The sequence below is a fragment of the Micromonospora sp. NPDC049366 genome, from assembly GCF_044466625.1.
In the GTDB taxonomy this organism is placed as follows: Bacteria; Actinomycetota; Actinomycetes; order Mycobacteriales; family Micromonosporaceae; genus Micromonospora.
Genome location: NZ_JBITMV010000012.1, coordinates 192939 through 216237, shown reverse-complemented (window position 1 = coordinate 216237; position 23299 = coordinate 192939). Strand labels below are relative to the sequence as shown.

Genomic DNA, 23299 nt, shown 5'->3' with positions numbered 1-23299 from the left:
CGCGACTGCGGGGCTCGCAAGCTCACTCCTCGCGCTCACTCGTGCCCCTCCCGAAGCCAGCGAGCGGCCCGCGCCGCCCGCGCCCGTACGTCGTCCAGGTCGTCGCCGAGCACCGTGACGTGCCCGATCTTGCGGCCCGGACGGACCTGCTTGCCGTAGAGGTGCACCTTGGCGCCCGGTTCCGCGGCGAAGAGGTGGTGCAGCCGCTCGTCGATGGTGATCCCACCCGGCTCGCCACCGAGCACGTTCGCCATCACGACCACCGGCGCGGCGAGCGAGGTGTCGCCCATCGGGTAGTCGAGCACGGCCCGCAGGTGCTGCTCGAACTGTGAGGTCCGGGCCCCCTCGATGGTCCAGTGCCCGGAGTTGTGCGGGCGCATGGCCAGCTCGTTGACGATGACCCGGCTGCGGTCACCGTCGGCGACCTCGAACAGCTCCACGGCCAGCAGGCCCACCACGCCCAGCGAGGTGGCCAGGTCGATGGCGAGCTGCTGGGCGGCCAGCGCCAGCTCCTCGGGCAGGTCCGGTGCCGGGGCCAGCACCTCGACACAGATGCCGTCGACCTGGACGGTCTCCACGACCGGGTAGGCGGCGACCTGACCGAACGGCGAGCGGGCCACCTGCACCGCCAGCTCCCGCCGCAGCGGCACCCGCTCCTCGACGATCAGCTCGGTGCCCCCGGCCAGCAGCGTGGCGGCCAACTCGGCGGCGTGGGTGGCGTCGGTCACCATCCAGACGCCCCGCCCGTCGTAGCCGCCACGGGCGGCCTTGAGCACCACCGGCCAGCCGACCTCGGTGCCGAACGTGATCAGGTCGTCGGGCCCCGCGACCGGTCGCCAGGCCGGCACCGGGGCGCCCAGCTCGGTGAGCCGCTCCCGCATCGCGCGCTTGTCCTGGGCGTAGCGCAGGGCGTCGGCCGGCGGGTAGAGCGTCACGCCCTCCGCCGCGAGCGTGCGGATGTGCTCGTTGGGGACGTGCTCGTGGTCGAAGGTGACCACGTCACAGCCCTTGGCGAAGGTGCGCAACGCGGAGAGGTCGGTGTGGTCGCCGTACTGGACGTCGGCGGCGACCAGCGCGGCACCGTCGTCCGGGGCGAGCGCGAGGACGCGCAGCGACTGACCGAGGGCGATCGCGGCCTGGTGGGTCATCCGGGCCAGCTGGCCACCGCCCACCATGCCGACAACGGGCAGACCCGTCCGAGAATCCATAGCTGCGCCAGCCTATCGGGGCCCGCGGGACGGTCCGCTACCGGCCGCCGAGCTGCCCGACCAGGTCAGCCACGTCGGTGACGGGCCGTTCGCAGACGAAACCCCGGCAGACGTACGCGGCGGGCCGCCCGTCGACCATCGGGCGGTCCGCGAGCAGCGGCACCCCCGGCTGGTCGGTACGGCCCGCCACGACCACCGCCCCGGGTGGGGCGTGCCGGTGGGCCGCCGCGAGCAGCGGGTCGCCGACGGGCTCCTCGGTGACCACGGCGATCTCGTACGGGCCGGAGAGCAGCGCCTCGCCGACCATCGCCGCGTACCCGGTGAAACGCGCGTGCCGGGCGACGATCGGGGCCACCGTGCCGAGCGCCTTCTCGGCCGCCTCCCGGTAGCGGGTCTCCCCGGTGAGCGCCGCGTACGTCACCAGCGCGGCGACGACCGCCGAGCGGCCGGACGGGGTGGCGTTGTCGGTCGGGTCCGCCGGCCGGGTGACCAGCCGCTCGGCGTCGTCGGCGGTGTCGTAGAACCCGCCGTCCGGCGCGGCGAAACGCTCCAACGCGACGGCCAGCAGCCGGCCGGCCAGCTCCAGCCAGCGCCCCTCGCCGGTGAGCTGGTGCATCGCGCAGAACGCCTCGGCCACGCAGCCGTAGTCCTCCAGCACGCCGGCCGGCTCCCCCACGACCTTGTCCCGCGAGACGCGGCGCAGCCGCCCGTCGACGAGATGGACGCGGGCCAGGTGCTCGGCGGCGTCCCGCATCGCGCCGTCGGTCACGATGAGCACGCCGTCCATCAGGTTGGCGTCCTCGTCGTCGGGGCTAGCGTAAAGGGCGGCGACCTGCTGGAACTCGGCGATGGCGGTGATCGCCAGCCCGTTCCAGGCGGCCACGACCTTGTCGTCGCGGGCGGGCTGGGGCCGGGTGTCCCGGGCGGCCAGCAGCCGCACCACGACCTCCTGCCAGCGACGGCGCACCACCGGGTCGGCGTCGTCCACGTCCCGGGCCAGCCGCAGCACGCTGGCGCCGTGCTCAAAGGTCCCGGAGTCGGTCACCCCGAACAGGTCGGCGGCGAAGCGGCCGTCCTCCTCGCCCAGCGCCTCGACGAGCTGCGTCGGCGTCCAGACGTAGGTGAGGCCCTCGACGCCCGCGGTGTCGGCGTCCAGCGCGGACGCGAAACCCTCGCCGGGTCGGTGCAGCTCGTCGGCGAGGAACCGGGCCGTGTCCCGGGCCACCCGTCGGGCCAGCCGGTCGCCGGTGAGCCGCCACAGCTGCGTGTACGTCCGTAGCAGCAACGCGTTGTCGTAGAGCATCTTCTCGAAGTGCGGCACGGTCCAGTGGCCGTCCACGGAGTAGCGGGCGAAGCCGCCGGCCAACTGGTCGTAGATGCCGCCCCGCGCCATCGCCTCGGCGGTGTGCCGGACGATCTCCAGGCTCCGCTCCGAGCCGGTGCGCTGGTGGTGCCGGAGCAGGAACAGCAGATTCATGTGCGGCGGGAACTTCGGAGCCCCGCCGAAGCCGCCGTTCGTCTCGTCGTACTCCTGGGCCAGTTGGGTGGCCGCGGCGTCGAGCAGCGACGGCTCCAGCGGCGCGGTGGGCCCGCCGACGGCCTGGGCGCCGCCGATCGCCTCGACCACTGCGGCGCCCTGCTGGAGGACGGCGTCGCGCTGGTCCCGCCAGGCGGTGGTGACCGACTGGAGCAGGCGGACGAAGTTCGGCTTCGGGAAGTAGGTGCCGCAGAAGAACGGCGTGCCGTCGGGGGTCGCGAACACGGTCATCGGCCAGCCGCCCTGACCGGTCATCGCCTGCGTCGCCGTCATGTAGACCGCGTCGACGTCGGGGCGCTCCTCCCGGTCCACCTTGACCGACACGAAGTCGGCGTTCATCAGCGCGGCCACCGACTCGTCCTCGAAGGACTCGTGCGCCATGACGTGACACCAGTGGCACGCCGCGTAACCCACCGAGATGATCACCGGCACGTCCCGCCGCCGGGCCTCGGCGAACGCCTCCTCGCACCACAACCACCAGTCGACCGGGTTGTCGGCGTGCTGAAGCAGGTACGGCGAGGTCGCGTCGGCGAGTCGATTCACCCGACGACCATAACCACCCCGCCCACCCCGATCCTGTTGATCATGAAGTTATCGCCACCCACACCGGCGTGTCGGCGCACCAACTTCATGATCAACGCGCCCCTCGCGGCGGCGGGGTGGGCGGCGCGGCGCGGGGGTGGGTCAGGAGGCGCCGTCGGCTCGGAGGGGGAAGACGTTGGGGCGGGCCTCGTCGAGGAGGGTGCCGAGCACCGCGCCGATCTTGTCGGCGGGCATCGGCTTGAAGAAGTGGTAGCCCTGCGCCGCCGTGCAGCCCAGCTCGGCCAGCGCGGAGCGCTGCTCGGCGGTCTCCACGCCCTCGGCCACCACCCGCAGCCCCAGCTCGTGCGCCAAACCGACGGTGGTGCGGACGATCGCCGCCGCCTCGGGGGAGTCGACCATCCGGATCACGAAGGAGCGGTCCACCTTGAGCTCGTCCACGGCGATCCGGGTGAGGAAGGTCAACGACGAGAAACCGGTGCCGAAGTCGTCCACCGCGAGCTGCACGCCCATCGACCGGAGCGTGGCGAGCACCTCGTCGATGACCTCCAGCTCGCTCATGACCACCGTCTCGGTGATCTCCAGAACCAGCCGGTGGGGCGGCACCTTGTGCCGGCGCAGCGCCTCCGCGATCTCCGTCGGCAGCCGCGGGTCGAGCAGGCTCCGCGCGGACAGGTTGACCGAGATGGGGATGTCCAGCCCCGCGCGGGCCCAGTCGGCGGCCACCCGCAGCGCCTTGTCCAGCACGTACCGGGTGAACGTGCCGAGCTGCTCGCTGTTCTCCACCGGGCGGATGAAGTCCACCGGGCTCAGCCAGCCGCGCCGCGGGTGACGCCACCGGATCAGGGCCTCCACACCGGTCGGCGCGCCGGTGGTCAGGTCGACCGCCGGCTGCAACGCCAGCACCAGCTGGTCGTCGACCGTGAGCGCCTCGCGCAGCTCGGCCAGCAGCGCCAACTGGTCGGTGCTGGCGGCGTCGCGGGTGCTGTCGTACGGGGCGACGCTGCCGCCGCCCTCCTTGGCCTGGTACATGGCGATGTCGGCCCGGCGCAGCAGCTCGGTCAGGTCGGCGGTGCCCGCGTCGGCCACCACCACGCCGACGGACACCTCGACCGACATGCGCACCCCGGCGACCTCGGTCGGCGCGGCCAGCCGCTCGGCGATCTCACGAGCCTGACGCAGCGCGTACGCCATCGGGGCGCTCCGGCCGCCGATCACCGGCACCGACGTCAGCAGTAGCGCGAACTCGTCGCCGCCGAGCCGCGCGAGCAGGTCACCGTTGCGGGCCAGCGCGCCGAGCCGGTTGGCGGTCAGCCGCAGCAACTGGTCACCGGCGGCATGGCCCAACGTGTCGTTGACCTCGCGGAACTGGTCGATGTCGAGCAGCAGCAACGCCACCGGGTGGTCGTGCGCGAGCTGCCGCAGCGCCTGATCCCCCTTGCTCAGCAGGGCCACCCGGTTGACCAGGCCGGTGAGCGGGTCGTGCACCGCCTCGTACGACGAACGGGCGGTGACCAGCCGCAGCTCACGATGCGTTGCCGCGTCGTGCAGCGCGGCGGCCAGCGCCTCACCGAACGCGGCGAGCGCGTCCCGCTCGCGACCGCCGGGGGGCGCGCACCGGGGGAACCGCACCCGGAGCCGGCCGACCGGCACGGCCCCGACGGTGAGCGGACGCACCAGCTCGTGCTCGTCCGGCTCGTCGGCGGCGGGCTCGGCGATCTCCCGGTCGACCAGGCCGCCGGCGGGATCGCCGCGGTAGCGCCGCCAGCGGCCGTCGCCGCGCGCCACATCCACCTCGACCAGCTCGGCTTGGAACAGCGTGAGCGCGCCGGTCACCGCAGCCGTGGCCACCCCCCGCTCGTCGAGCTGGTTGAGCGCGGCGGTGGCGTCGGCGAACGCGCGCCAGGTCCGGCGCTCCTGGTCGACGCGCAGCCGGTGCCGGTAGGTCTGCTGGAGCAGCCAGAGCGGCGGCGGGAGCAGCAGCAGCCAGCGCGGGTCGATCTCCAGCAGCACCACCACGAGCAGGCCCACCGCGACGTTGCCGACGAACATCAGCCACTTGCCGCGCAGCGCCGCGAGCAGCGGCGGCCCGATCGGCACCCCGTGTCGCAGACCGAGCGTGACCCCACCGAGCCAGGCCGTGACGAGCAGGTAGGTCACCGAGCCGGCGACCAGGGCGCCGGCCAGCGCCGGCGTGGGCGCGGCCAGCAACGGCCGCCCGAGCGCGGTGGTCACCGACACGGCGAGCCCGGACGCGGCGGCCAACGACGCGGCGATCCGGACGATCTCCAGCGCCGGGCGGCGTTCGCCGCCCAGCGACAGCGCGGTCCAGGCCAGCCCGGCGCCGAGCAGGGTCGCGGAGGGGAGCCAGCCCGCGGGCACCAGGTAGAGACAGATGATCAGCGCCGCCTCGCCCCAGCTGATGCTCACCACGCCCGCGGCGGCGCGGAACCGCAGCCGGGCGAGCTGGGCGAGGGCGAGCACCGCGACGGCGATGGCGTAGCGCGCCGGCGGGGGAAGGGGATCGTCGACCGGGAGCCCGGCCGGCAGGGTCAGCCCGACCACGGCCGCGATGAGGGCGGTGAGGGTGACCGCGGCGGTGAGGCCCAGCACCCGGGGCGGCACGCCACGGACTCCCGGCCGATCGACCTGATCGCCGGCCCTGCCGGAGGTCACCGACCTGCTCCGTGCGCCGGCCGTGCGAGGGTGCGGTGGGTCGCCGCTGCTGTGACGGTCATCGGCGCCCCCTCCCGCGCACGGCTCGGGGACTTTTGGTCCCCCCGGCGGAAGGCTAAGCCAAACCCGGTGGTCGCAACAGGGGGCGACCACCGGGTTGGGCGTGATTCATGCGCGGACTAGCCGTTCCGGTGCTGCTGGCGCGCGTTGGGAGAGTCAGAGGATGAATCCACCGCTCCGGTCCCGTCTGTCGGATCGGTGACTCCCGCGTCCGTCCGTCCGGCCTCCGTCGGCAGCCCTGGCGCGGGGAACCGGTCCGGCAGCCGGCGGAGCCGGGCGTTCATGTTGCGGATCAGCAGAACGGTGGCGGTGCCCAGCACCAGGATCAGGAACAGGCCCATCGGCCCAGCCAGGCCACCCGTGCGGGTGTCCCCGAAGTTGTTCTCCGCGAGCACCTGTGCAGCGGTCAGCATGGCGTTCCTCCGGTGTGCGACTGGTGACCAGCGTAGCGCCGCGCCAGATCAGCGGGCATGCGCCGTCTCGCGCACACCGGCGAAGAGGTCGGACTCGGGCAGCGGGCTGTCCACCATCGAGCGCGCCAACTGGTAGTCCTCCGTCGGCCAGGCACGCTGCTGCAGGTCCATCGGCACCTGGAACCAGAAGCCGTCCGGGTCGACCTGCGTGGCGTGCGCGCGCAGCGCGTCGTCGCGGACCGGGAAGTATTCGGCGCACTCGACCCGGGTGGTGATCCGGGGGCCCTTGTCGGGGCGGTCCTCCCAGCGGGTGAGCCAATCCCGGTAGGGCGACTCCAGGCCGGCGGCGAGCATCGCCTCGTGCAGGGCCATGATCTTGCCCTTGGAGAAGCCGATGTCGTAGTAGAGCTTCAGCGGCTGCCACGGCTCGCCCAACTCCGGGTAGCGCTGCGGGTCACCCGCGGCCTCGAAGGCCGCCACGCTCACCTTGTGGCACATGATGTGGTCGGGGTGCGGGTAGCCGCCCTCCTCGTCGTAGGTGGTCACGACGTGCGGACGGAACTGGCGCATCAGCCGCACCAGCGGGCCGGCGGCCACCTCGACGTCCTGCAGGGCGAAGCACCCCTCGGGCAGCGGCGGCAGCGGGTCGCCCTCGGGCAGCCCCGAGTCGACGAAGCCGAGCCAGGCCTGCTCGATGCCGAGGATCGCCCGGGCGGCGTCCATCTCGGCGCGGCGGATGTCGGCGATGTTCGCCCAGACCTCGGGCTGGTCGAGCTTGGGGTTGAGCACGCTGCCGCGCTCACCCCCGGTGCACGTCACGACCAGGACGTCCACCCCTTCGGCGACGTATTTCGCCGTGGTCGCGGCGCCCTTGCTGGACTCGTCGTCCGGGTGGGCGTGGACGGCCATGAGACGCAACTGTTCTGCCACCTTCGGCACTCCTCGTCTGGATCGGCCCGCTGGCCGGCCGGCCGACCTGCCGGAATCCTCACCTCGCGGCGGCTCCGTGTGGTGACGGCGGTCGGCGCCGACGGGCGACCTGCCATGCTTGACCCGGAGCCGGGCTGGGAGGATGGACCCTGCCATTCTTGCCGATGCCACCGACAACCACGCCAGGAGATACCCGCCGGTGAGCGAGACGCACGCCACAATTACCCCGGAAGCGCCGGTCTTCCCGCCCGGGCGGTACGGCCGTCGCCGGGAGCCGGGCGGACGTCGGCCCACCGTGCTGGCGGTGCTGGCGCTGACCGCGTTGGCGGCCGTCCTGACCGTCATGGCGGTCCGGCTCTACCAGCAGTACGGCGACCCGAACTACGACGCCCAGGTGGTGACCTACACGGACATCACCGACAGCCGGGTCCGGGTCGAGTTCCGGGTGACCGTGCCCGAGGGCGGCTCGGCGGTCTGCCTCCTGCGCGCCCGCGACCGGTCCGGCGCCGAGGTCGCCCGGGAACAGGTCACCGTGACCGCGCCAGCCGGCGAGCGGCACCTCACCGTCGAGCACGTGCTGGCGACCACCGGCCGCCCCTTCATCGGCGAGGTCCTGCGCTGCCGGCCGCCCGGCTGAGCCACGCGCTGCGCCGCCCGTGGCGGCCACCCCGCCCGGGTGGTGATCGACGCCACCTGCGTGTCGTACCACACTGGTAACTTGGAACTTCACACCTGTCGTCAGCCACGCACATTCGAGGAGAACGCCTGTGTCCACTGGCAACGAGGCGCCCGCCACCTGGCTGTCCCAGGACGCGTACGACCGACTGAAGGCCGAGCTCGACGAGCACATCGCCAACCGTCCGGTCATCGCCGCCGAGATCAACGCTCGGCGCGAAGAGGGCGACCTGCGGGAGAACGGCGGCTACCACGCGGCCCGCGAGGAGCAGGGCAAGGCGGAGGGTCGCATTCGCTACCTCCAGGAGCTGCTGCGCACCGCCAAGGTCGGCGAGGCGCCGACCGCCGACGCGGTGTCCCCGGGGATGGTCGTGACGATCTACTTCGACGACGACCAGAACGACACCGAGACGTTCCTGCTCGGCTCGCGGGAGATCGCGTCCACCACCGACCTGACGGTCTACAGCCCCGAGTCGGCCCTCGGCAAGGCCATCCTCGGCGGTCGGGCGGGGCAGACCTGCACCTACACGGCGCCCAGCGGCGCCGACATCAAGGTGACCGTGGTCAGCTTCGAGCCGTTCTCCGGCTGAGCCGGCGGCCGGGGCGACGACCCCGGCCCACCGCACCACCCGTGGCGGGGGGGGGGCCCCCCCCCGGGGCCCCCCCCCCCCCCCCCCCCCCCCCCGGGGGGGGGGGGCCCCCCCCCCGGGCCCCCCCCCTCGCCCGCGAAGACCACCTGGTAGCCGCTGGCCCGCAGGGCGCTGATCAGCGTGTCCGAGTGCTCGACGCCGCGGGTCTCCACCGACAGCGCCACCTCCACCTCACCGAGGTGCAGGTGCGGGTTGGCCCGCTGGTGCTCCACGTCCACGACGTTCGCCCGGTGCTCGGCGATCTCGCCGAGCAGCGAGGCGAGCTGACCGGGCCGGTCCGAGCAGCGCACGGTGAACCGCAGGTAGCGTCCGGCGGCGGCGAGCCCGTGCTCGATCACCCGCAGCATCAGCAGCGGGTCGATGTTGCCGCCGGAGAGCACCGCGACGACCGGCGCCTCCACCTCCACCACCCCGGCCAGCAGCGCCGCGACACCCACCGCGCCGGCCGGCTCCACCACCTGCTTGCCGCGTTCCAGCAGCATCAGCAGGGCCCGGGAGATGTCCTCCTCGCTGACCGTCACCACGTCGTCCACCAGCTTGCTGACGTGGGTGAAGGTGATGTCGCCCGGCCGGCCGACCGCGATGCCGTCGGCGATCGTGCTGAACGCCGGCAGGCGCACCGGCTCCCCGGCGAGCAGCGAGGGAGGGTAGGCGGCCGCGCTGGCCGCCTGCACCCCGATGACGCGTACGTCCGGGCGCAGCGCCTTCGCGGCCACCGCGATCCCGGACACCAGCCCGCCGCCGCCCACGCCGGTGATGATGGTCTTCACGTCCGGGCACTGCTCCAGGATCTCCAGCGCCACGGTGCCCTGACCGGCGATCACGTCCCGATGGTCGAAGGGGTGGATGAAGATCGCCCCGGTCCGCTCGGCGTAGGTCTGCGCCGCGACCAGCGACTCGTCCACCGTGTTGCCGACCAGCTCGACCTGCGCGCCGTACCCCTTGGTGGCCGCCACCTTCGGCAGCGGCGCGTTCACCGGCATGAAGACCGTGGCGTGCGTGCCGACCAGGCCGGCGGCGAGCGCGACCCCCTGGGCGTGGTTGCCGGCACTCGCCGCCACCACGCCCCGCTCGCGCTCCTCCGCCGACAGCCGGGAGATCCGCACGTACGCGCCGCGCACCTTGTAGGAGCCCGCCCGCTGCACGTTCTCACACTTCAACCACGCCGGACCGCCCAGCACCGCGCTCAACGGTCGGGAGGGCTCCAGCGGGGTCGTCCGGGTGACGCCGGCGAGCAGCTCCCGCGCGGCCTGTACGTCGGCGAGACCGACCAGTTCCGTCATGCCCCGATCGTGCCACCCGGCGGTGGCGCGACCGGCGGCGACGCCACCGTCGGGTCGGCCGCCACCTGCGGCGACGGCGCCGTGACCGACTGCTGCGGGGGCAGCCCGGGACCGCCCGGGTACATCATCATTCCCGGCACGACCGGCCAGGCGGGGACGGCCCGCGCGATGCGCTCCTGCTGCCCGGTGGAGATCCACGTGACCAGCACGATGAACGCGGCCGCGGCCACCACGCAGGCCACCGCCGGGACCACGCCCCGACCGATCTGCCGCTGGTACGCGTCCACCCACGCCTGGAAATCGGCGGCGGTGCTCGGCGATTCCGGCAGCGCGGCGGCGGCCAACTCGTTCTTCACGCTGACCACCCGCTCGCCGACGCTGAAGACCAGCCAGGCGATCCACCAGAGACCGACCAGCCCACCGGCGCTGCGGCGGACGCTGTCCCGGGCGATGCCCCCGACCACCACGGCGGGCACCACGAAGTTGGCGAACGGCACCAGCCAGCCGGCGATCGCCCAGCCGGCACCCGTTGCCGGCAGCGCGCCCGGGAAGGCGTCGGTGTTCTTCCGGGCCCGCCAGGTCCAGATGATCACCAGGACGCCGGCGGTCAGGATGGCGATCGAGAACGGCACGGAGAGCGCCACCTCGGCGAGCACCACGGCGAAGAGCCGGTCGGCGTCCCGATCGGCCGCGGCCTGCTCGATCAGTCCCCGGGCGTAGACCGGGAAGAGGTACTGCAGCAGGAAGAAGACAGTGGTCGCGCCGACCGCGATCGAGGCGGCCAGGCCGAGGCCCCGCACCGGGTACGTCGGCAGGCCCGGCGTCACGGCCGGCTGCCCGACCGGGGTGTGGCAGCTCTGGCAATCGTCGGCGGTTGGCGAGGTGGCGTCCCCGCAGGTCTGGCAGCGCATGATGATCCCCCGTACGTGTGTCGGCGCGCACACGCTAGACGATCATGCGACGGCCGGCGACCCCGTTCCGACCCGCGGGTAGCCGGGGGCGTGCCGCGCCCACGGGGCGGCCATCTCGAACTGCCCCGCGACGCCGAGCAGCAGCAGCTCCGAGCCGGGCGGCCCGACCAACTGCACGGCCACCGGCAGCCCGTCCGGGCGCCGGCCCACCGGCACCACGATCGACGGAAGCCCGGCGACGTTCCACGGCGCCGCGAAGGGGGCGTACCGGATGTTGGCCGCCATGTTGGCCCGCCAGGAGCGGCCGGACCAGGCGAGCGCCTCCGGCGGCGCGCCGGCCAGCGCCGGGGTGAGCAGCAGGTCCACCGAGTGGTCGGTGAAGAACCCGACGGAGCGCTCCCGCCAGGCGGCCCGGTCGGCCTCCCGCACGTAGCCGCGTCGCTGCGCCCACTCGCCCAACGCGACGTGCCGGCGGCTGCGCTTCTGCAGGTCGCGCCGCACGACGCCGCCGGCCTGGACGTCGGCGGCCGCCGCGGCGAACCAGGTGGCGATCCCCTGCAGGCCGAGCTTCGTCGGATAGACCGGATCGGCCGGCACGGTGTCGTGGCCGGCCGCCGCGAGCAGTCGTCCGGCGGTGGCGACGGCGTCCCGGTTCGGGGCGTCCGGGGACACGCCGCGCACCGGCGAACGGAGCGAGACGCCCACCCGCAGCCGCTGCGGCGGCACCAACTTCTCCGGGCGCCGCCCGGCGAGCACCGAGAAACCGACCGCCGCGTCGGCGACCGTCGTGGTGAGCATGCCGTGCTCGACGAGGCCGAACCAGTCGTCCGCGCCGAGCTGGCGCGGAACGACGCCCCCGCCGGGCTTGAGGCCGACGAGACCGCAGCAGGCCGCCGGGATCCGGATGGAGCCGAGGCCGTCGTTGCCGTGCGCGATCGGCACCAGGCCCGCGGCGACCGCCGCCGCCGCGCCACCCGAGGAGCCACCCGGCGTACGCCGGAGGTCCCAGGGGTTACGGGTGACGGCGGTGTCGTCGTCGGTGAGGGCCCAGAGGCCGAGCTCCGGCATCCGGGTCACCCCGAGGATCACCGCCCCTGCACCGCGCAGCCGTCGGACCACCTCGTGGTCGGCCTCGGCGACCGGCGTACGCACCGCGGCCGACCCGTTCCAGGTGGGCAGGCCGGCGACGGGAGTGTTCTCCTTCACCGCCACCGGCACACCGGCCAGTGGGAGGTTGGCCAGGTCCTCCTGCTCGTCGACCTTCTCCGCCTCGGTGATCGCCTCACCGCCGCGGACCGCGCGGAACGCGGCGAGGTCGGCGTCGGCCCGGGCGATGTGGTCGAGGTGGTCCGCGACGACCTGGGTGGCGGAGACGTCCCCCCGCCGTACGCCGCGGGCGATCTGTTTGGCGGTCGCCCCGACCCAGGTCGGCATGATGTCCTGCACGGCCACCCTCCCCAGACAGCGGTCAGCCCAGCGCCTGCTCCAGATCGGCGAGCAGGTCGTCGACCGTCTCGATGCCGACAGACAGTCGCACGAGATCGCCGGGTACTTCAAGCGGCGAGCCGGCAGCACTTGCGTGTGTCATGCGACCCGGGTGCTCGATCAGGGATTCGACGCCACCGAGCGACTCGGCGAGCACGAAGAGCTTCGCCCGGTTGCAGATCTCGACGGCGTGCTCCTCGCCACCGGCGGCCCGGAACGAGATCATGCCGCCGAAGCGGCGCATCTGCTTGGCGGCCACCTCGTGACCCGGGTGCGACGGCAGGCCCGGGTAGATCACCTCCGCGACCTTCGCGTGCCCGTCGAGGTACGCGGCCAGCCGCTCCGCGTTGTCGCAGTGCCGGTCCATGCGTACGCCCAGGGTCTTGATCCCGCGCAGGGTGAGCCAGGCGTCGAACGGCCCGTTGATCGCGCCCATCGCGTTCTGGTGGTAGCGCAGCTCCTCACCGAGCCCGGCGTCCGCGGCGATCAGCGCGCCACCGACCACGTCGGAGTGACCGCCGATGTACTTGGTCGTCGAGTGCACCACCACGTCGGCGCCGTGCGCGATCGGCTGCTGCAGGTACGGTGACGCGAAGGTGTTGTCGACCACCAGCAGGGCGCCCGCGTCGTGCGCGACGGCGGCCAGCGCGGCGATGTCGGCGATGCCGAGCAGCGGATTGGTGGGCGTCTCCACCCAGACGATCTTCGTGCGGCCGGGAACGACGGCGGCCCGGATCGCGGCCGGGTCGGAGACCTTGGCCGGGGTGAAGTCGAGCCCCCACCGCTGCACCACGCGGGCGAACAGGCGGTAGGTGCCGCCGTAGGCGTCGTCGGGGATCACCACGTGGTCGCCGGGCTTGCAGACCGTCCGCAGCAACGTGTCCTCGGCGGCGAGCCCGCTGGCGAAGGCCAGCCCGACCGGCCCGCCCTCCAGCGCGGCCAGGCACTCCTGGAGCGCGTCGCGGGTCGGGTTGCCGGAGCGGCTGTACTCGTAGCCGAGCCGCGGCGACCCGACGGCGTCCTGCGCGTACGTGCTGGTCTGGTAGATAGGTGGGATCACCGCGCCGGTGCGGGCCTCGGGGTCCTGACCGGCGTGGATGGCGAGCGTCTCGAAGCCGTGGTTCATTCCCGAGACGTTAGTCCGCCACCCCGCCCGGGTGCGGGGAACCCGGAGGGTGGGTCGAGCCGGCGCTCGGACCGGCAGCGGCGGTGGACCGCTCGCGTCCTGTCGAGCTGCCCCATAAGTGGGGCGCCCCATCTCTGGGGCAGCTCGACAGCATCCAACCCCCTCCACGCCCGAGGGGCTGCCCACCTGGCGCTCCCCACTACCCTGGGGCGGGTGGCCGGGTGTGTGTTCTGCGGGATCGTCGCGGGTGAGGTGCCGGCGTTCCGGGTCGCGGACGAGCCCGACGGGGTGGCGTTCCTGGACACCCGGCCGGTGTTCAAGGGCCACGTCCTGGTCGTGCCGCGTGCCCATCTGGTGACCCTCGCCGACCTGCCGCCGGGCTCGCTCGCCGGCTACTTCGGGCTGGTGCGGCGGCTCGCGGTGGCCGTCGAGTCCGGTCTGGGGACCGGTGGGACGTTCGTGGCGATGAACAACAAGGTGTCCCAGTCCGTCCCGCACCTGCACACCCATGTCGTGCCCCGGACGAAGGGCGACGGCCTGCGCGGCTTCTTCTGGCCCCGCACCCGCTACACGGACGACGCCGAGGCGACGGCGTACGCGACCCGGGTGGCGGAAGCGCTCTGACGCGGCCTGCCTGGGTGGGCGTGGGGCGGGTAAGGATGGGTGACCCGGCGGTGTTGCACAGCCTGGAAGCCACGAGAGGAGTCCCACCGTGTTCCTTCGCCGCATGAAGGCCGAGATGATCGCTCCCGACCAGGCCCTGCCGGGCCGCCTGATCGCGATGCCGGTCGCCGACCGCCACGAGGTGCTGGGCACCCCGCTGAAGGGCCCGTTCCCCGAGGGCAGCCAGGTCGCCGTCTTCGGCATGGGCTGTTTCTGGGGCGCTGAGCGGCTGTTCTGGACCCTCCCCGGGGTGATCACCACCTCCGCCGGTTACGCGGGCGGCTACACGCCGAACCCGACCTACGAGGAGGTCTGCTCGGGGATGACCGGGCACGCCGAGGCCGTCCAGGTGGTCTACGACCCCACGAAGATCACGTACGAGGACCTGCTGAAGGTCTTCTGGGAGAACCACGACCCGACCCAGGGCATGCGCCAGGGCAACGACGTGGGCACCCAGTACCGGTCGGCGATCTACGCCACCACGGACGAGCAGCTGGCCACCGCGACCGCCTCCCGGGACGCGTTCGCCCCGATCGTGGCCCGCGCCGGCAAGGGTGAGATCACCACGGAGATCGACCGGCTCGGCAGCTACTACCTTGCCGAGGACTATCACCAGCAGTACCTGGCGCCCACGAAGAACCCGAACGGCTACTGCAACCACGGCCCGAACGGGCTGAGCTGCCCGGTGGGCGTGGCCCGCACCGCCGGCTGAACCCGCCCGCACCACTTCCGTCGCCCGCGGCCCGCGCCGCGGGCGACGCGCATTCCCGGATGCGATGTGATCGAAATCCGTTGCCGGCCCGCGAGGCGACTCGATAGCGTGGCGGTACACGGGAAAGGAGGTGGTCCAGACTTGTATAGCAATCGGACTCGTGAGGTGGCTGTCCGCTAGCCGCTGTCCTCGACAGTGATTCACGTCCGCCGCGAGGCGGGCACAGGCACCATCGTCGAGACCGTGTGGCAGCGGTGCGGCGAAACCACGACAGCCACCCGACCCCCGGGGTGCCGGCCAAAGTCCAGCCGGCCCGCGCGCGAGCGCGGACACCCCGGGGGTCGCTTCATATGCACCGGAGGAGCCCGCCGTGTCGATGCGCGAGCTGGTGGTGCTCGGGACGGCCAGCCAGGCACCGACCCGGCAGCGCAACCACAACGGTTACGTGCTGCGCTGGGACGACGAGGTGATCCTCTTCGACCCGGGTGAGGGCAGCCAACGGCAACTGCTGCACACCACCGTGACGGCGACCGACCTGACCCGGATCTGCGTCACCCACTTCCACGGCGACCACTGCCTCGGCCTGCCGGGCACCATCCAGCGGCTCTCCCTGGACCGCGTGCCGCACCCGGTGGCGGTGCACTTCCCCGCCGGCGGCGCCGAATACTTCGCCCGGCTGCGGCACGCGACCAGCTTCCACGAGACCGCCGAGCTGCTCGTCGAGCCGATCGAGGCGGACGGGCAGCGGATCGCGCTGGGCTGCGGCACGCTGGAGGCCCGCCGGCTGCGGCACCCCATCGAGACGTACGGCTATCGGCTGGTCGAGCCGGACGGCTGCCGGATGCTGCCGGAGCGGCTGGCCGCGTACGGCATCGCCGGCCCGGCCGTCGGGGAGCTGATCCGCGTCGGCCACCTGGACGTCGACGGGCGCCGGGTGACCCGCGACGAGGTGAGCGTCCCGCGGCCGGGGCAGCGGTTCGCCTTCGTGATGGACACCGGCCTCTGCGACGCGGTCTACGCCCTGGCCGAGCACGCCGACCTGCTCGTCATCGAGTCGACCTTCCTGGAGTCCGAGGCGGCGCTCGCCGCCGAGGTCGGCCACCTCACCGCCGCGCAGGCCGCGCGGGTGGCGAGCGAGTCGGGCGTACGCCGGCTCGTGCTCACCCACTTCTCTCAGCGGTACGCCGACCCGCGCCGGTTCCACGACGAGGCCCGCGCGCACTTCGACGGGGAGTTGGTGATCGCCGAGGACCTCACCACCGTCCAGGTGCCGCCCCGGCGGGTAGCCTCGCCCGCGTGACCGTCTCACTGCGCCGGGCGACCGCCGACGACCTCCGGGCGGTCGGGGCGCTGCACCAGCGTTCCCGCGTCGCCGCCTACTCGTCGTTCCTGCCGGCGCAGGCTCTGGCCGACCCGACGCCGGAGGTGATGGGTCAGTACTGGGTCGACCGGTGGGGCTGGGAGCGGGACGACCACCTGATGACCGTCGCCGAACGCGAGGACCGGCTGGTCGGCTTCAGCTACGTCGGTCCGGACGACGAGGGCGACCCGTCGACCGGCCTGCTGCACGCCATCCACCTCGACCCGGCGGAGCGGGGGCGCGGCGTGGGCCGGGAGCTGATGGTCGACGCGTTGACGACGATGCGGGAACGGGGCTGGCGGCGGGCGGCGCTCTGGGTGCTCGCCGAGAACGATCACGCGCGGCGCTTCTACGAGCGGGGCGGCTGGTCGACGGCCGGGGTGCGGCGGGAGGACCGGATCGGCTCGGCGCTCACCGTCCAGCTGCGCTACACCCGACCGCTGTAGGCGTTCGCTCAGCGCCTTCGTCGACGTGGTGGCCGCGCCGACCGAGCTGGCCCGCCCAGGCGGCGGTGCCGCACCGGCCGCGGCTCGGCCGGCCCGGACGGCGACGGGCCCCGGAAGACGCGGTCGCGTCCGCCGGGGCCCGGTCGTTCGTCGTCAGTTGGCGCCGAGGTGGGCCAGCAGGTCCTGCCGGGTGAGCACACCCTTGGGCTTGCCGTCGACGAGCACCAGCGCGGCGTCGGACTTCTCCAGCAGGCCGACCGCCTCGCTCACCGGCTGCCCGCCGCCGATCATCGGCAGCGGGGCGCCCATGTGCCGCTCGATCGTGTCGTGCAGGTGCGCCTGACCGGTGAAGAGCGCGTCCAGCAGGTCCCGCTCCGCGATCGACCCGGCCACCTCGCCGGTGACCACCGGCGGCTCGGCCTTGAGCACGGGCAGCTGGGAGACGCCGTACTCGCGCATGTAGTCGATCGCGTCGCGGACCGTCTCGGTCGGGTGCACGTGCACCAGCTCCGGCAGCCCGCCCGGCTTGCTGGCCAGCGCGTCGGCCACCGTCGGCTCGGTGCCGGAGTTGTCGAGGAAGCCGTACCGGGCCATCCACTGGTCGTTGAAGATCTTGGAGAGGTAGCCCCGGCCGCCGTCCGGCAGCAGCACGACGACCACGTCGTCCGGCCCGGCCTTACGGGCCACCTCCAGCGCGGCCACCACTGCCATCCCGCAGGAGCCGCCGACGAGCAGCCCCTCCTCGCGGGCCAGCCGCCGGGTCATCTCGAACGACGCCTTGTCGGAGACCTCCACGATCTCGTCGGCGATGCCCCGGTCGTACGTCTCCGGCCAGAAGTCCTCGCCGACGCCCTCGACGAGGTAGGGCCGGCCGGTGCCGCCGGAGTAGACCGAGCCCTCCGGGTCGGCGCCGATCACCCGCACCCGCCCGTCGGAGGCCTCCTTCAGGTAGCGGCCGATCCCGGAGATGGTGCCGCCGGTGCCCACGCCCGCCACGAAGTGGGTGATTTCACCCTCGGTCTGCTTCCACAGCTCCGGGCCGGTGGTCTCGTAGTGGGAGCGCGGGTTGGCCGGGTGGCTGTACTGGTTGGGCTTCCACGCGCCGGGGATCTCCCGGGCCAGCCGGTCGGAGACGTTGTAGTAGGAGCGCGGGTCCTCCGGGGCGACCGCCGTGGGGCAGACCACCACCTCGGCCCCGTACGCCCGCAGCACGTCCTGCTTGTCCTGGCTGACCTTGTCCGGGCAGACGAACACGCACTTGTAGCCCTTGAGCTGGGCCACCAGGGCCAGCCCGACGCCGGTGTTGCCGCTGGTCGGCTCGACGATGGTGCCACCCGGCTTGAGGATGCCGGCCTTCTCGGCGTCCTCCACCATGCGCAGGGCGATCCGGTCCTTCACCGAACCGCCCGGGTTCAGGTATTCCACCTTCGCCAGCACGGTGGCCTGGATGCCGGCCGTGACGTTGCGCAGCCGCACCAGAGGGGTGTTGCCGATCAGGTCGACGACGTTGTCGTAGTACTGCACCTGGTTGTGTCCTTCTCCTGGGCGCCGGCGACGGGCGGCCGGGCAGACGGTTCGGGGATTCCAGCCCAGGGTACGTGCCGTCAGGGCACCACACGCCCGGGGATGACGGAGTCCCGACGCGCCTCCCACTCCAGGAAGCGCTCGGTCTCGGCCAGCACGCTGCCGGCCAGCCAGGTGACCATGACCGCGTCGTCGGCCAGCCCGAAGATCGCCAACGGGATCTCCGGGAGCAGGTCGAACGGCGAGACGATGTACGCCGTCGCCGCGGTCATCAGCGCCAGTCGGAGGCCGCCGTCGTACTCGCCGCGCGCGGTGGCCCGGATCATCCGGGGCAACGCCGCCAGTCGGGTGCCCAGGGACGGCCCGCCGCGCGCCCCGGTGGCCAGGGCCCGCGCCAGAGCCGCGAAGGCGGCACTCCGCTTCAAGGTCTTCCCCATGTCGCGCTCCTCTCCGGGGGACAGCGTGGCGTCCCGGCGCAAGCCCCTCCGGGCGCTCGGGACCACCGGGGAAGAGGTACCCAGCCGGGCCTCGCGCCAGGCACCCTCAGCCGTACGACGACAGCGGCGTGTCGGGCCGGCGCGATACCGTGGCGGTATGGGGGTGGCCGGTTCCGTCGTACCGTTTGGTTCGCGCTGGCAGCGCGCCCGGCGGGTGGCCCGCCTGGCCGCGATCGGCGTGGGCGCCGGCGCGGCGGCCTACGTGGCGACCGCCGGTGTGCTGCTCGGCCAGGCCCGCCAGGCGCGCCGCACGATCCCCATGGCGGAGGCTCCCCCGCCCCGCTGCGACGGCGTCTACGGCGCGAAGTTCACCGGTGCGCCACTCACCATGGTCGTGCTCGGCGACTCCTCGGCCGCCGGCTACGGGGTGCACCGCCGCCGGGAGACGCCGGGCGCGCTGCTCGCCACGGGGCTGTCCCGCCGGACGCAGCGGCCGGTGCGCCTGCACCGCTTCGCCGTCGTCGGCGCGATCTCCGCGGTCCTCCGGCACCAGGTCGAGGCGGCCCTGGAGTGCCGGCCGGACATCGCGGTGATCCTCATCGGCGGCAACGACGTCACCAACCGCACCCCGCCGGCGCTGGCGGTGCGCTACCTGGTCGAGGCGGTCCGCACGCTGCGCGCCGCCGGCTGCGAGGTCGTCGTCGGCACCTGCCCCGACCTCGGGGCGATCCGGCCCATCCAACCGCCGCTGCGGTGGCTGGCCCGGCGCTGGAGCCGCCAGCTCGCCGCCGCGCAGACGTTGGGCGTGGTCGAGGCCGGCGGCTGGACGGTGTCCCTCGGCGACCTGCTCGGTCCCCGGTTCGCGGCCGAGCCGGCCCGCATGTTCGCCTGGGACCGGTTCCACCCCTCGGCCGAGGGCTACGCGGTCGCCGCCGCCGCGATGCTGCCCACCGTGCTGTCCGCGCTCGGCGCCGGCCAGGAACGGCGGGCAGCGGCCGCACCGGGTCAGGGCGTACGGTCGCTGCCGGAGGCCGCGCAGGAGGCGGCCCGGCACGCCGGCACGGAGGTCAGCGGTGCCCAGGTCCGCGGCCGTGACCACGGCCCGGCCGGCCGGTGGGCGCAGCTGCGCCGGCGGGCGTTCTTCGGCGTCGGCAGCGTGCCGCAGTCCGGCACCGCGACCGACTCACCCACAGTGGAGGGACTGGCATGAGCGAGCAGGACATCGCCACGAGGCTCGCCGGCCGGCTCGGTCGGGCGGCGGCGCTCTCCCTGATCGCCGGCACGGTCGGTGGTGCCGCGGTCCTCGCCGGTGAGGCGTTCGTCGCCCGGCACCGGCGCTACGCCCAGCCGGAGCTGGGGCTGGCCCTGCGTGCCACCATCGGTCGGGCGGGCGCGCCCGCGCTGCGGCTCGTCCTGCTCGGCGACTCGTCCGCCCTCGGCGTCGGGGTCGACCGCCTGGAGGACACGATCGGCGGTCAGCTGGCCGGCCTGCTCGCCGAGGGCCCCACCGGGCGTCTCGTGCACCTGTCCAGCGTGGGTGTGTCCGGCTCCCGCTCGACGGACCTCGCCACCCAGGTGGCCCGGGCCCTGCTGGGCGACCGTCCCGACGTCGCCCTGATTCTGATCGGCGCCAACGACGCCACCGGGATGCGCCGCGCCGCCGACGCGGCGGCCTACCTGGGCGCGGCCGTGCACCGCCTGCGCGAGGCGGGCGTCGAGGTCGTGGTGGGCACCTGCCCGGACCTGGGGGCCGTCCGCGCGATCGCCCCGCCGCTGCGTCAGCTCGTCGCCTGGTCGGGGCGGCGCGTCGCCCGCGCCCAGACGACCGCCGTGCTGGACGCCGGCGGCTCCGTGGTCGACCTGGGCACCGAGACCGGTCCGGTGTTCCGCGCGGACGCGGGCACCCTCTGCCACGACGGCTTCCACCCCTCGGCCGACGGCTACCGGGTGTGGGCGCACGCGCTGCTGCCCGAGGTCGCCGCCGCGGCGGCCGTGGCCTCCCGGCGCTGACCGCCACGGCGGCGCGGGTGCCGAGCACCCCGGGGCGGGTGACATTTCCCGCCCGGCTCGTGGCTTCCGCGCCTTGTTACTGACGGGTTAACGTGAGGTCATGTCGACCGAGTCGTCCCGCGACGCCGTCATCGTCGCCACCGCCCGCTCCCCCATCGGCCGGGCCCACAAGGGGTCCCTCCGCGACGTACGCCCCGACGATCTCGCCGCGACCATCGTCCAGGCCGCGCTGGACAAGGTGCCCCAGCTCGACCCGCGCGAGATCGACGACCTCTACCTCGGCTGCGGCCTGCCCGGCGGCGAGCAGGGCTTCAACATGGCCCGCGTGGTGGCCACGCTGATGGGCCTCGACGGCCTGCCCGGCGCTACCCTCACCCGCTACTGCGCCTCCTCGCTCCAGACCACCCGGATGGCGATGCACGCCATCCGGGCCGGTGAGGGCGACGTCTTCATCTCCGCCGGCGTCGAGACCGTCTCCCGCTACGCGCGGGGCAGCTCCGACGGCCTGCCGCCGGAGGCGCAGGCGCTGGTCGGCGGCGGTTGGGAGAACCCCCGGTTCACCGCCGCCCGGGACCGCTCGAAGGCCCGCGCGCAGGGCGGCGCCGAGGTGTGGACCGACCCGCGCGACGCCGGCGAGCTGCCCGACATCTACCTGGCTATGGGCCAGACCGCCGAGAACCTGGCCCAGGTCCACGACGTGAGCCGCGCCGACATGGACGAGTTCGGCGTACGCAGCCAGAACCTGGCCGAGAAGGCGATCGCGGACGGCTTCTGGGCCCGCGAGATCACCCCGGTCACCACCCCGGACGGCACCGTGGTCAGCGCCGACGACGGCCCGCGGGCCGGGGTCACCCTGGAGGGCGTCGCCGGGCTGAAGCCGGTGTTCCGGCCGGACGGTCGGATCACCGCCGGCAACTGCTGCCCGCTCAACGACGGCGCCGCCGCGGTCGTGGTGATGAGCGCCCAGCGCGCCCGCGACCTGGGCATCACGCCGCTGGCCCGGATCGTCTCCACCGGCGTCACCGCGCTCTCGCCGGAGATCATGGGCCTCGGTCCCGTGGAGGCGTCCCGGCAGGCGCTCCGGCGCGCCGGCATGACGATCGACGACGTCGACCTGGTGGAGATCAACGAGGCGTTCGCCGCCCAGGTCATCCCGTCGTACCGACAGCTGGACATCCCGCTGGAGAAGCTCAACGTGATGGGCGGGGCGATCGCCGTCGGCCACCCGTTCGGGATGACCGGCGCCCGCATCACGGGCACCCTGCTCAACGCCCTGGAGTGGCACGACAAGAGCATCGGCCTGGAGACCATGTGCGTCGGCGGTGGCCAGGGCATGGCCATGGTGATCGAGCGGCTGAGCTGAGCCGGCCGGGTCAGAGCGCGTCGCGGGTCGCCGCCACCTCGGCGGCGGCCCGGGCCAGCACCTCGGGCGGCGCGCCCGCCCCCACCAGGTCCGCGGCGACCACCCGCAGCTGATCGGGCAGGGCCAGGTCGTTCGTCAACCGGGGCACCGTCCGCCGGGGTTCGCCCTCGACGTCCGCGGTGAGGTTGGCGATCTCCTGCACCAGACGGTGCACGAGGTCGCCACGGGCCGCGTTCCCGCCGGTGGCGACCGCCGCCCACCGTGGTTGCTCCCAGTGCCCGACCTGACGGACCAGCAACTGCACGACCCGGTCCAGTTCCGCTGCGCTCATCGCCGCCGAGTGTACGGCGACCGCCCGGCGCTTCCTCCGCCCGACGGTGTGCCGGGTCCTCCCCCTGCGGTGTGCCGGCTCCGCCGCGCGGTGGCCCACGCCGGGGCGATCAGCGGCGCAGGTAGCTGAGCAGTCGCAGCAACTGCCAGTAGAGGAAGACCAGGCCGGTGAGGATGCCGAACGCGCAGAGCCAGGCGTACCGGCGGGGGCGGCCGGCCCGCACCGACCGCTCGACGAGGTCGAAGTCGAGGATGAAGCTGAACGCCCCCGCGATGATCGCGATCACCGCCACCACGTACGCGAGCCCGCCCACCTCCCCGGTCAGGCTGTAGATCTCCACGCCCTGCCGACCGGTGACCAGGTAGACGACCAGGTTCACCACGCTGATCGCGACGATGCCGAGCAGGGTGCCGATGACCAGCCGGGCCAGCCGGGGCGTCGCGCGGACCAACCTGGCCCGGTAGAGCAGCGCCATGCCCAGGAAGACGCCGAACGTCCCGGCCACAGCCTGCGACACGATGCCCGGGTAGACCAGCTCGAAGGCCCGGCTGGCGACGCCCAGCAGCAGCCCCTCGACCACCGCGTACAGGATCATCGGCACCGGGTTGGTGATCGCGCGCAGCGAGATGACCAGGACCAGCGCGATGGCCGCCAGGGCGCTGCCGGCCAGCGCGAGCGGCACCCAGGCCGCCTCGGGGACGAACAGCCAGGACAGCAGCGCGGTGGCGCCGGTGAGCAGCAGCAGCCCGACCGTCCGGACCACCACGTCGTCGACGGTCATCTCGTCGGCGGCAGCGACGCCGAGCACCCGGCTCTCCAGCCGGGTCGTCTCGTCGAGCCGGTTCAGCACCGGATTGGCACTGCGCACCGCCACCCCCTCGCCGCCGTACCCCTCGCAGTCACTGTGCACCGGCGGGTGGGGCGGCGTCGGGAAAACGCGGGGGCCCGGACGCGGAAGC

Annotated in this window: 20 protein-coding genes and 2 pseudogenes; 9 read left to right on the top strand and 13 right to left on the bottom strand. The window is 73.7% G+C overall.

Annotated elements, in window-relative coordinates:
• Positions 1-35: 35 nt before the first annotated feature.
• The 5 genes from ACIBTV_RS18955 to mca all read right to left on the bottom strand — a co-directional run bounded on the left by ACIBTV_RS18955 (position 36) and on the right by mca (position 7364).
• Positions 36-1208 carry a 5-(carboxyamino)imidazole ribonucleotide synthase gene (locus ACIBTV_RS18955; RefSeq protein WP_396706484.1) on the bottom strand — a complete coding sequence of 391 codons (1173 nt, stop codon included), beginning with the start codon at positions 1206-1208 and terminating at the stop codon, positions 36-38.
• A 37-nt stretch (positions 1209-1245) separates the two neighbouring features.
• Positions 1246-3288, bottom strand: a complete 2043-nt coding sequence (locus tag ACIBTV_RS18950; protein ID WP_396706482.1) for a thioredoxin domain-containing protein — start codon at positions 3286-3288, stop codon at positions 1246-1248.
• A 141-nt stretch (positions 3289-3429) separates the two neighbouring features.
• Entirely contained in the window at positions 3430-5910 is a 2481-nt protein-coding gene (locus ACIBTV_RS18945; protein WP_396706526.1) for a putative bifunctional diguanylate cyclase/phosphodiesterase, read from the bottom strand.
• 230 nt (positions 5911-6140) lie between these two features.
• A complete protein-coding gene (locus ACIBTV_RS18940; protein WP_396706480.1) occupies positions 6141-6434 on the bottom strand; it encodes a hypothetical protein in 294 nt (97 codons plus the stop codon).
• A gap of 48 nt (positions 6435-6482) precedes the next feature.
• The gene (gene mca / locus ACIBTV_RS18935) at positions 6483-7364 is read right to left on the bottom strand and encodes a mycothiol conjugate amidase Mca (protein WP_396706478.1); all 882 of its coding nucleotides are present in this window, start codon (positions 7362-7364) and stop codon (positions 6483-6485) included.
• A gap of 199 nt (positions 7365-7563) precedes the next feature.
• On the opposite strand from mca, the gene ACIBTV_RS18930 reads away from it, so the two are divergent.
• Both ACIBTV_RS18930 and greA read left to right on the top strand, forming a co-directional pair.
• Positions 7564-8001: a DUF4307 domain-containing protein gene (locus tag ACIBTV_RS18930; protein ID WP_396706477.1), complete on the top strand. Its 438-nt coding sequence runs from the start codon at positions 7564-7566 to the stop codon at positions 7999-8001.
• A gap of 130 nt (positions 8002-8131) precedes the next feature.
• Positions 8132-8629, top strand: coding sequence for a transcription elongation factor GreA (greA, locus tag ACIBTV_RS18925; protein ID WP_396706474.1), 498 nt, complete (start codon positions 8132-8134; stop codon positions 8627-8629).
• A gap of 128 nt (positions 8630-8757) precedes the next feature.
• Here greA and ilvA read toward each other — a convergent pair.
• The 4 genes and pseudogenes from ilvA to ACIBTV_RS18905 all read right to left on the bottom strand — a co-directional run.
• A pseudogene (ilvA, locus tag ACIBTV_RS18920) lies at positions 8758-9972 on the bottom strand (threonine ammonia-lyase); the annotation flags it as partial.
• A complete protein-coding gene (locus tag ACIBTV_RS18915; RefSeq protein ID WP_396706472.1) occupies positions 9969-10916 on the bottom strand; it encodes a DUF4328 domain-containing protein in 948 nt (315 codons plus the stop codon). The gene ACIBTV_RS18915 and the pseudogene ilvA, both read right to left, overlap by 4 nt.
• A gap of 9 nt (positions 10917-10925) precedes the next feature.
• Positions 10926-12335, bottom strand: a complete 1410-nt coding sequence (locus ACIBTV_RS18910; RefSeq protein WP_396706470.1) for an amidase — start codon at positions 12333-12335, stop codon at positions 10926-10928.
• A 16-nt stretch (positions 12336-12351) separates the two neighbouring features.
• Complete coding sequence (locus tag ACIBTV_RS18905; RefSeq protein WP_396706468.1) at positions 12352-13494, bottom strand: cystathionine gamma-synthase; 1143 nt, start codon at positions 13492-13494, stop codon at positions 12352-12354.
• Between the two features lie 213 nt (positions 13495-13707).
• Between ACIBTV_RS18905 and ACIBTV_RS18900 the strand changes: the two genes are divergently transcribed.
• The 4 genes from ACIBTV_RS18900 to ACIBTV_RS18885 all read left to right on the top strand — a co-directional run bounded on the left by ACIBTV_RS18900 (position 13708) and on the right by ACIBTV_RS18885 (position 16675).
• Positions 13708-14118 (top strand): HIT family protein, encoded by a 411-nt coding sequence (locus ACIBTV_RS18900; protein WP_396706466.1) that lies wholly within the window; start codon positions 13708-13710, stop codon positions 14116-14118.
• Positions 14119-14206: 88 nt separating this feature from the next.
• On the top strand, positions 14207-14869 hold the full coding sequence (msrA, locus tag ACIBTV_RS18895; RefSeq protein WP_396706464.1) for a peptide-methionine (S)-S-oxide reductase MsrA: 663 nt from the start codon (positions 14207-14209) through the stop codon (positions 14867-14869).
• Positions 14870-15239: 370 nt separating this feature from the next.
• Entirely contained in the window at positions 15240-16169 is a 930-nt protein-coding gene (locus ACIBTV_RS18890) for a ribonuclease Z (protein WP_396706462.1), read from the top strand.
• Positions 16166-16675 (top strand): GNAT family N-acetyltransferase, encoded by a 510-nt coding sequence (locus ACIBTV_RS18885; protein ID WP_396706460.1) that lies wholly within the window; start codon positions 16166-16168, stop codon positions 16673-16675. Before ACIBTV_RS18890 ends, ACIBTV_RS18885 begins: the two co-directional genes overlap by 4 nt.
• Before the next feature lie 153 nt (positions 16676-16828).
• Here the strand turns inward: ACIBTV_RS18885 and ACIBTV_RS18880 are convergent, their stop codons facing one another.
• Positions 16829-18199 (bottom strand): cystathionine beta-synthase, encoded by a 1371-nt coding sequence (locus ACIBTV_RS18880; RefSeq protein WP_396706459.1) that lies wholly within the window; start codon positions 18197-18199, stop codon positions 16829-16831.
• 80 nt (positions 18200-18279) lie between these two features.
• Complete coding sequence (locus ACIBTV_RS18875; RefSeq protein WP_396706457.1) at positions 18280-18636, bottom strand: YkvA family protein; 357 nt, start codon at positions 18634-18636, stop codon at positions 18280-18282.
• A gap of 157 nt (positions 18637-18793) precedes the next feature.
• On the opposite strand from ACIBTV_RS18875, the pseudogene ACIBTV_RS18870 reads away from it, so the two are divergent.
• The 3 genes and pseudogenes from ACIBTV_RS18870 to ACIBTV_RS18860 all read left to right on the top strand — a co-directional run.
• A pseudogene (locus ACIBTV_RS18870) lies at positions 18794-19854 on the top strand (SGNH/GDSL hydrolase family protein); the annotation flags it as partial.
• Positions 19843-20646 carry an SGNH/GDSL hydrolase family protein gene (locus ACIBTV_RS18865; protein ID WP_396706524.1) on the top strand — a complete coding sequence of 268 codons (804 nt, stop codon included), beginning with the start codon at positions 19843-19845 and terminating at the stop codon, positions 20644-20646. The pseudogene ACIBTV_RS18870 and the gene ACIBTV_RS18865, both read left to right, overlap by 12 nt.
• A 100-nt stretch (positions 20647-20746) precedes the next feature.
• Complete coding sequence (locus ACIBTV_RS18860) at positions 20747-22009, top strand: acetyl-CoA C-acetyltransferase (protein WP_396706455.1); 1263 nt, start codon at positions 20747-20749, stop codon at positions 22007-22009.
• A 10-nt stretch (positions 22010-22019) separates the two neighbouring features.
• Here the strand turns inward: ACIBTV_RS18860 and ACIBTV_RS18855 are convergent, their stop codons facing one another.
• Positions 22020-22340 (bottom strand): hypothetical protein, encoded by a 321-nt coding sequence (locus ACIBTV_RS18855; RefSeq protein ID WP_396706454.1) that lies wholly within the window; start codon positions 22338-22340, stop codon positions 22020-22022.
• 109 nt (positions 22341-22449) lie between these two features.
• On the bottom strand, positions 22450-23208 hold the full coding sequence (locus ACIBTV_RS18850) for a Bax inhibitor-1/YccA family protein (protein ID WP_396706452.1): 759 nt from the start codon (positions 23206-23208) through the stop codon (positions 22450-22452).
• Between the last annotated feature and the right edge of the window lie 91 nt (positions 23209-23299).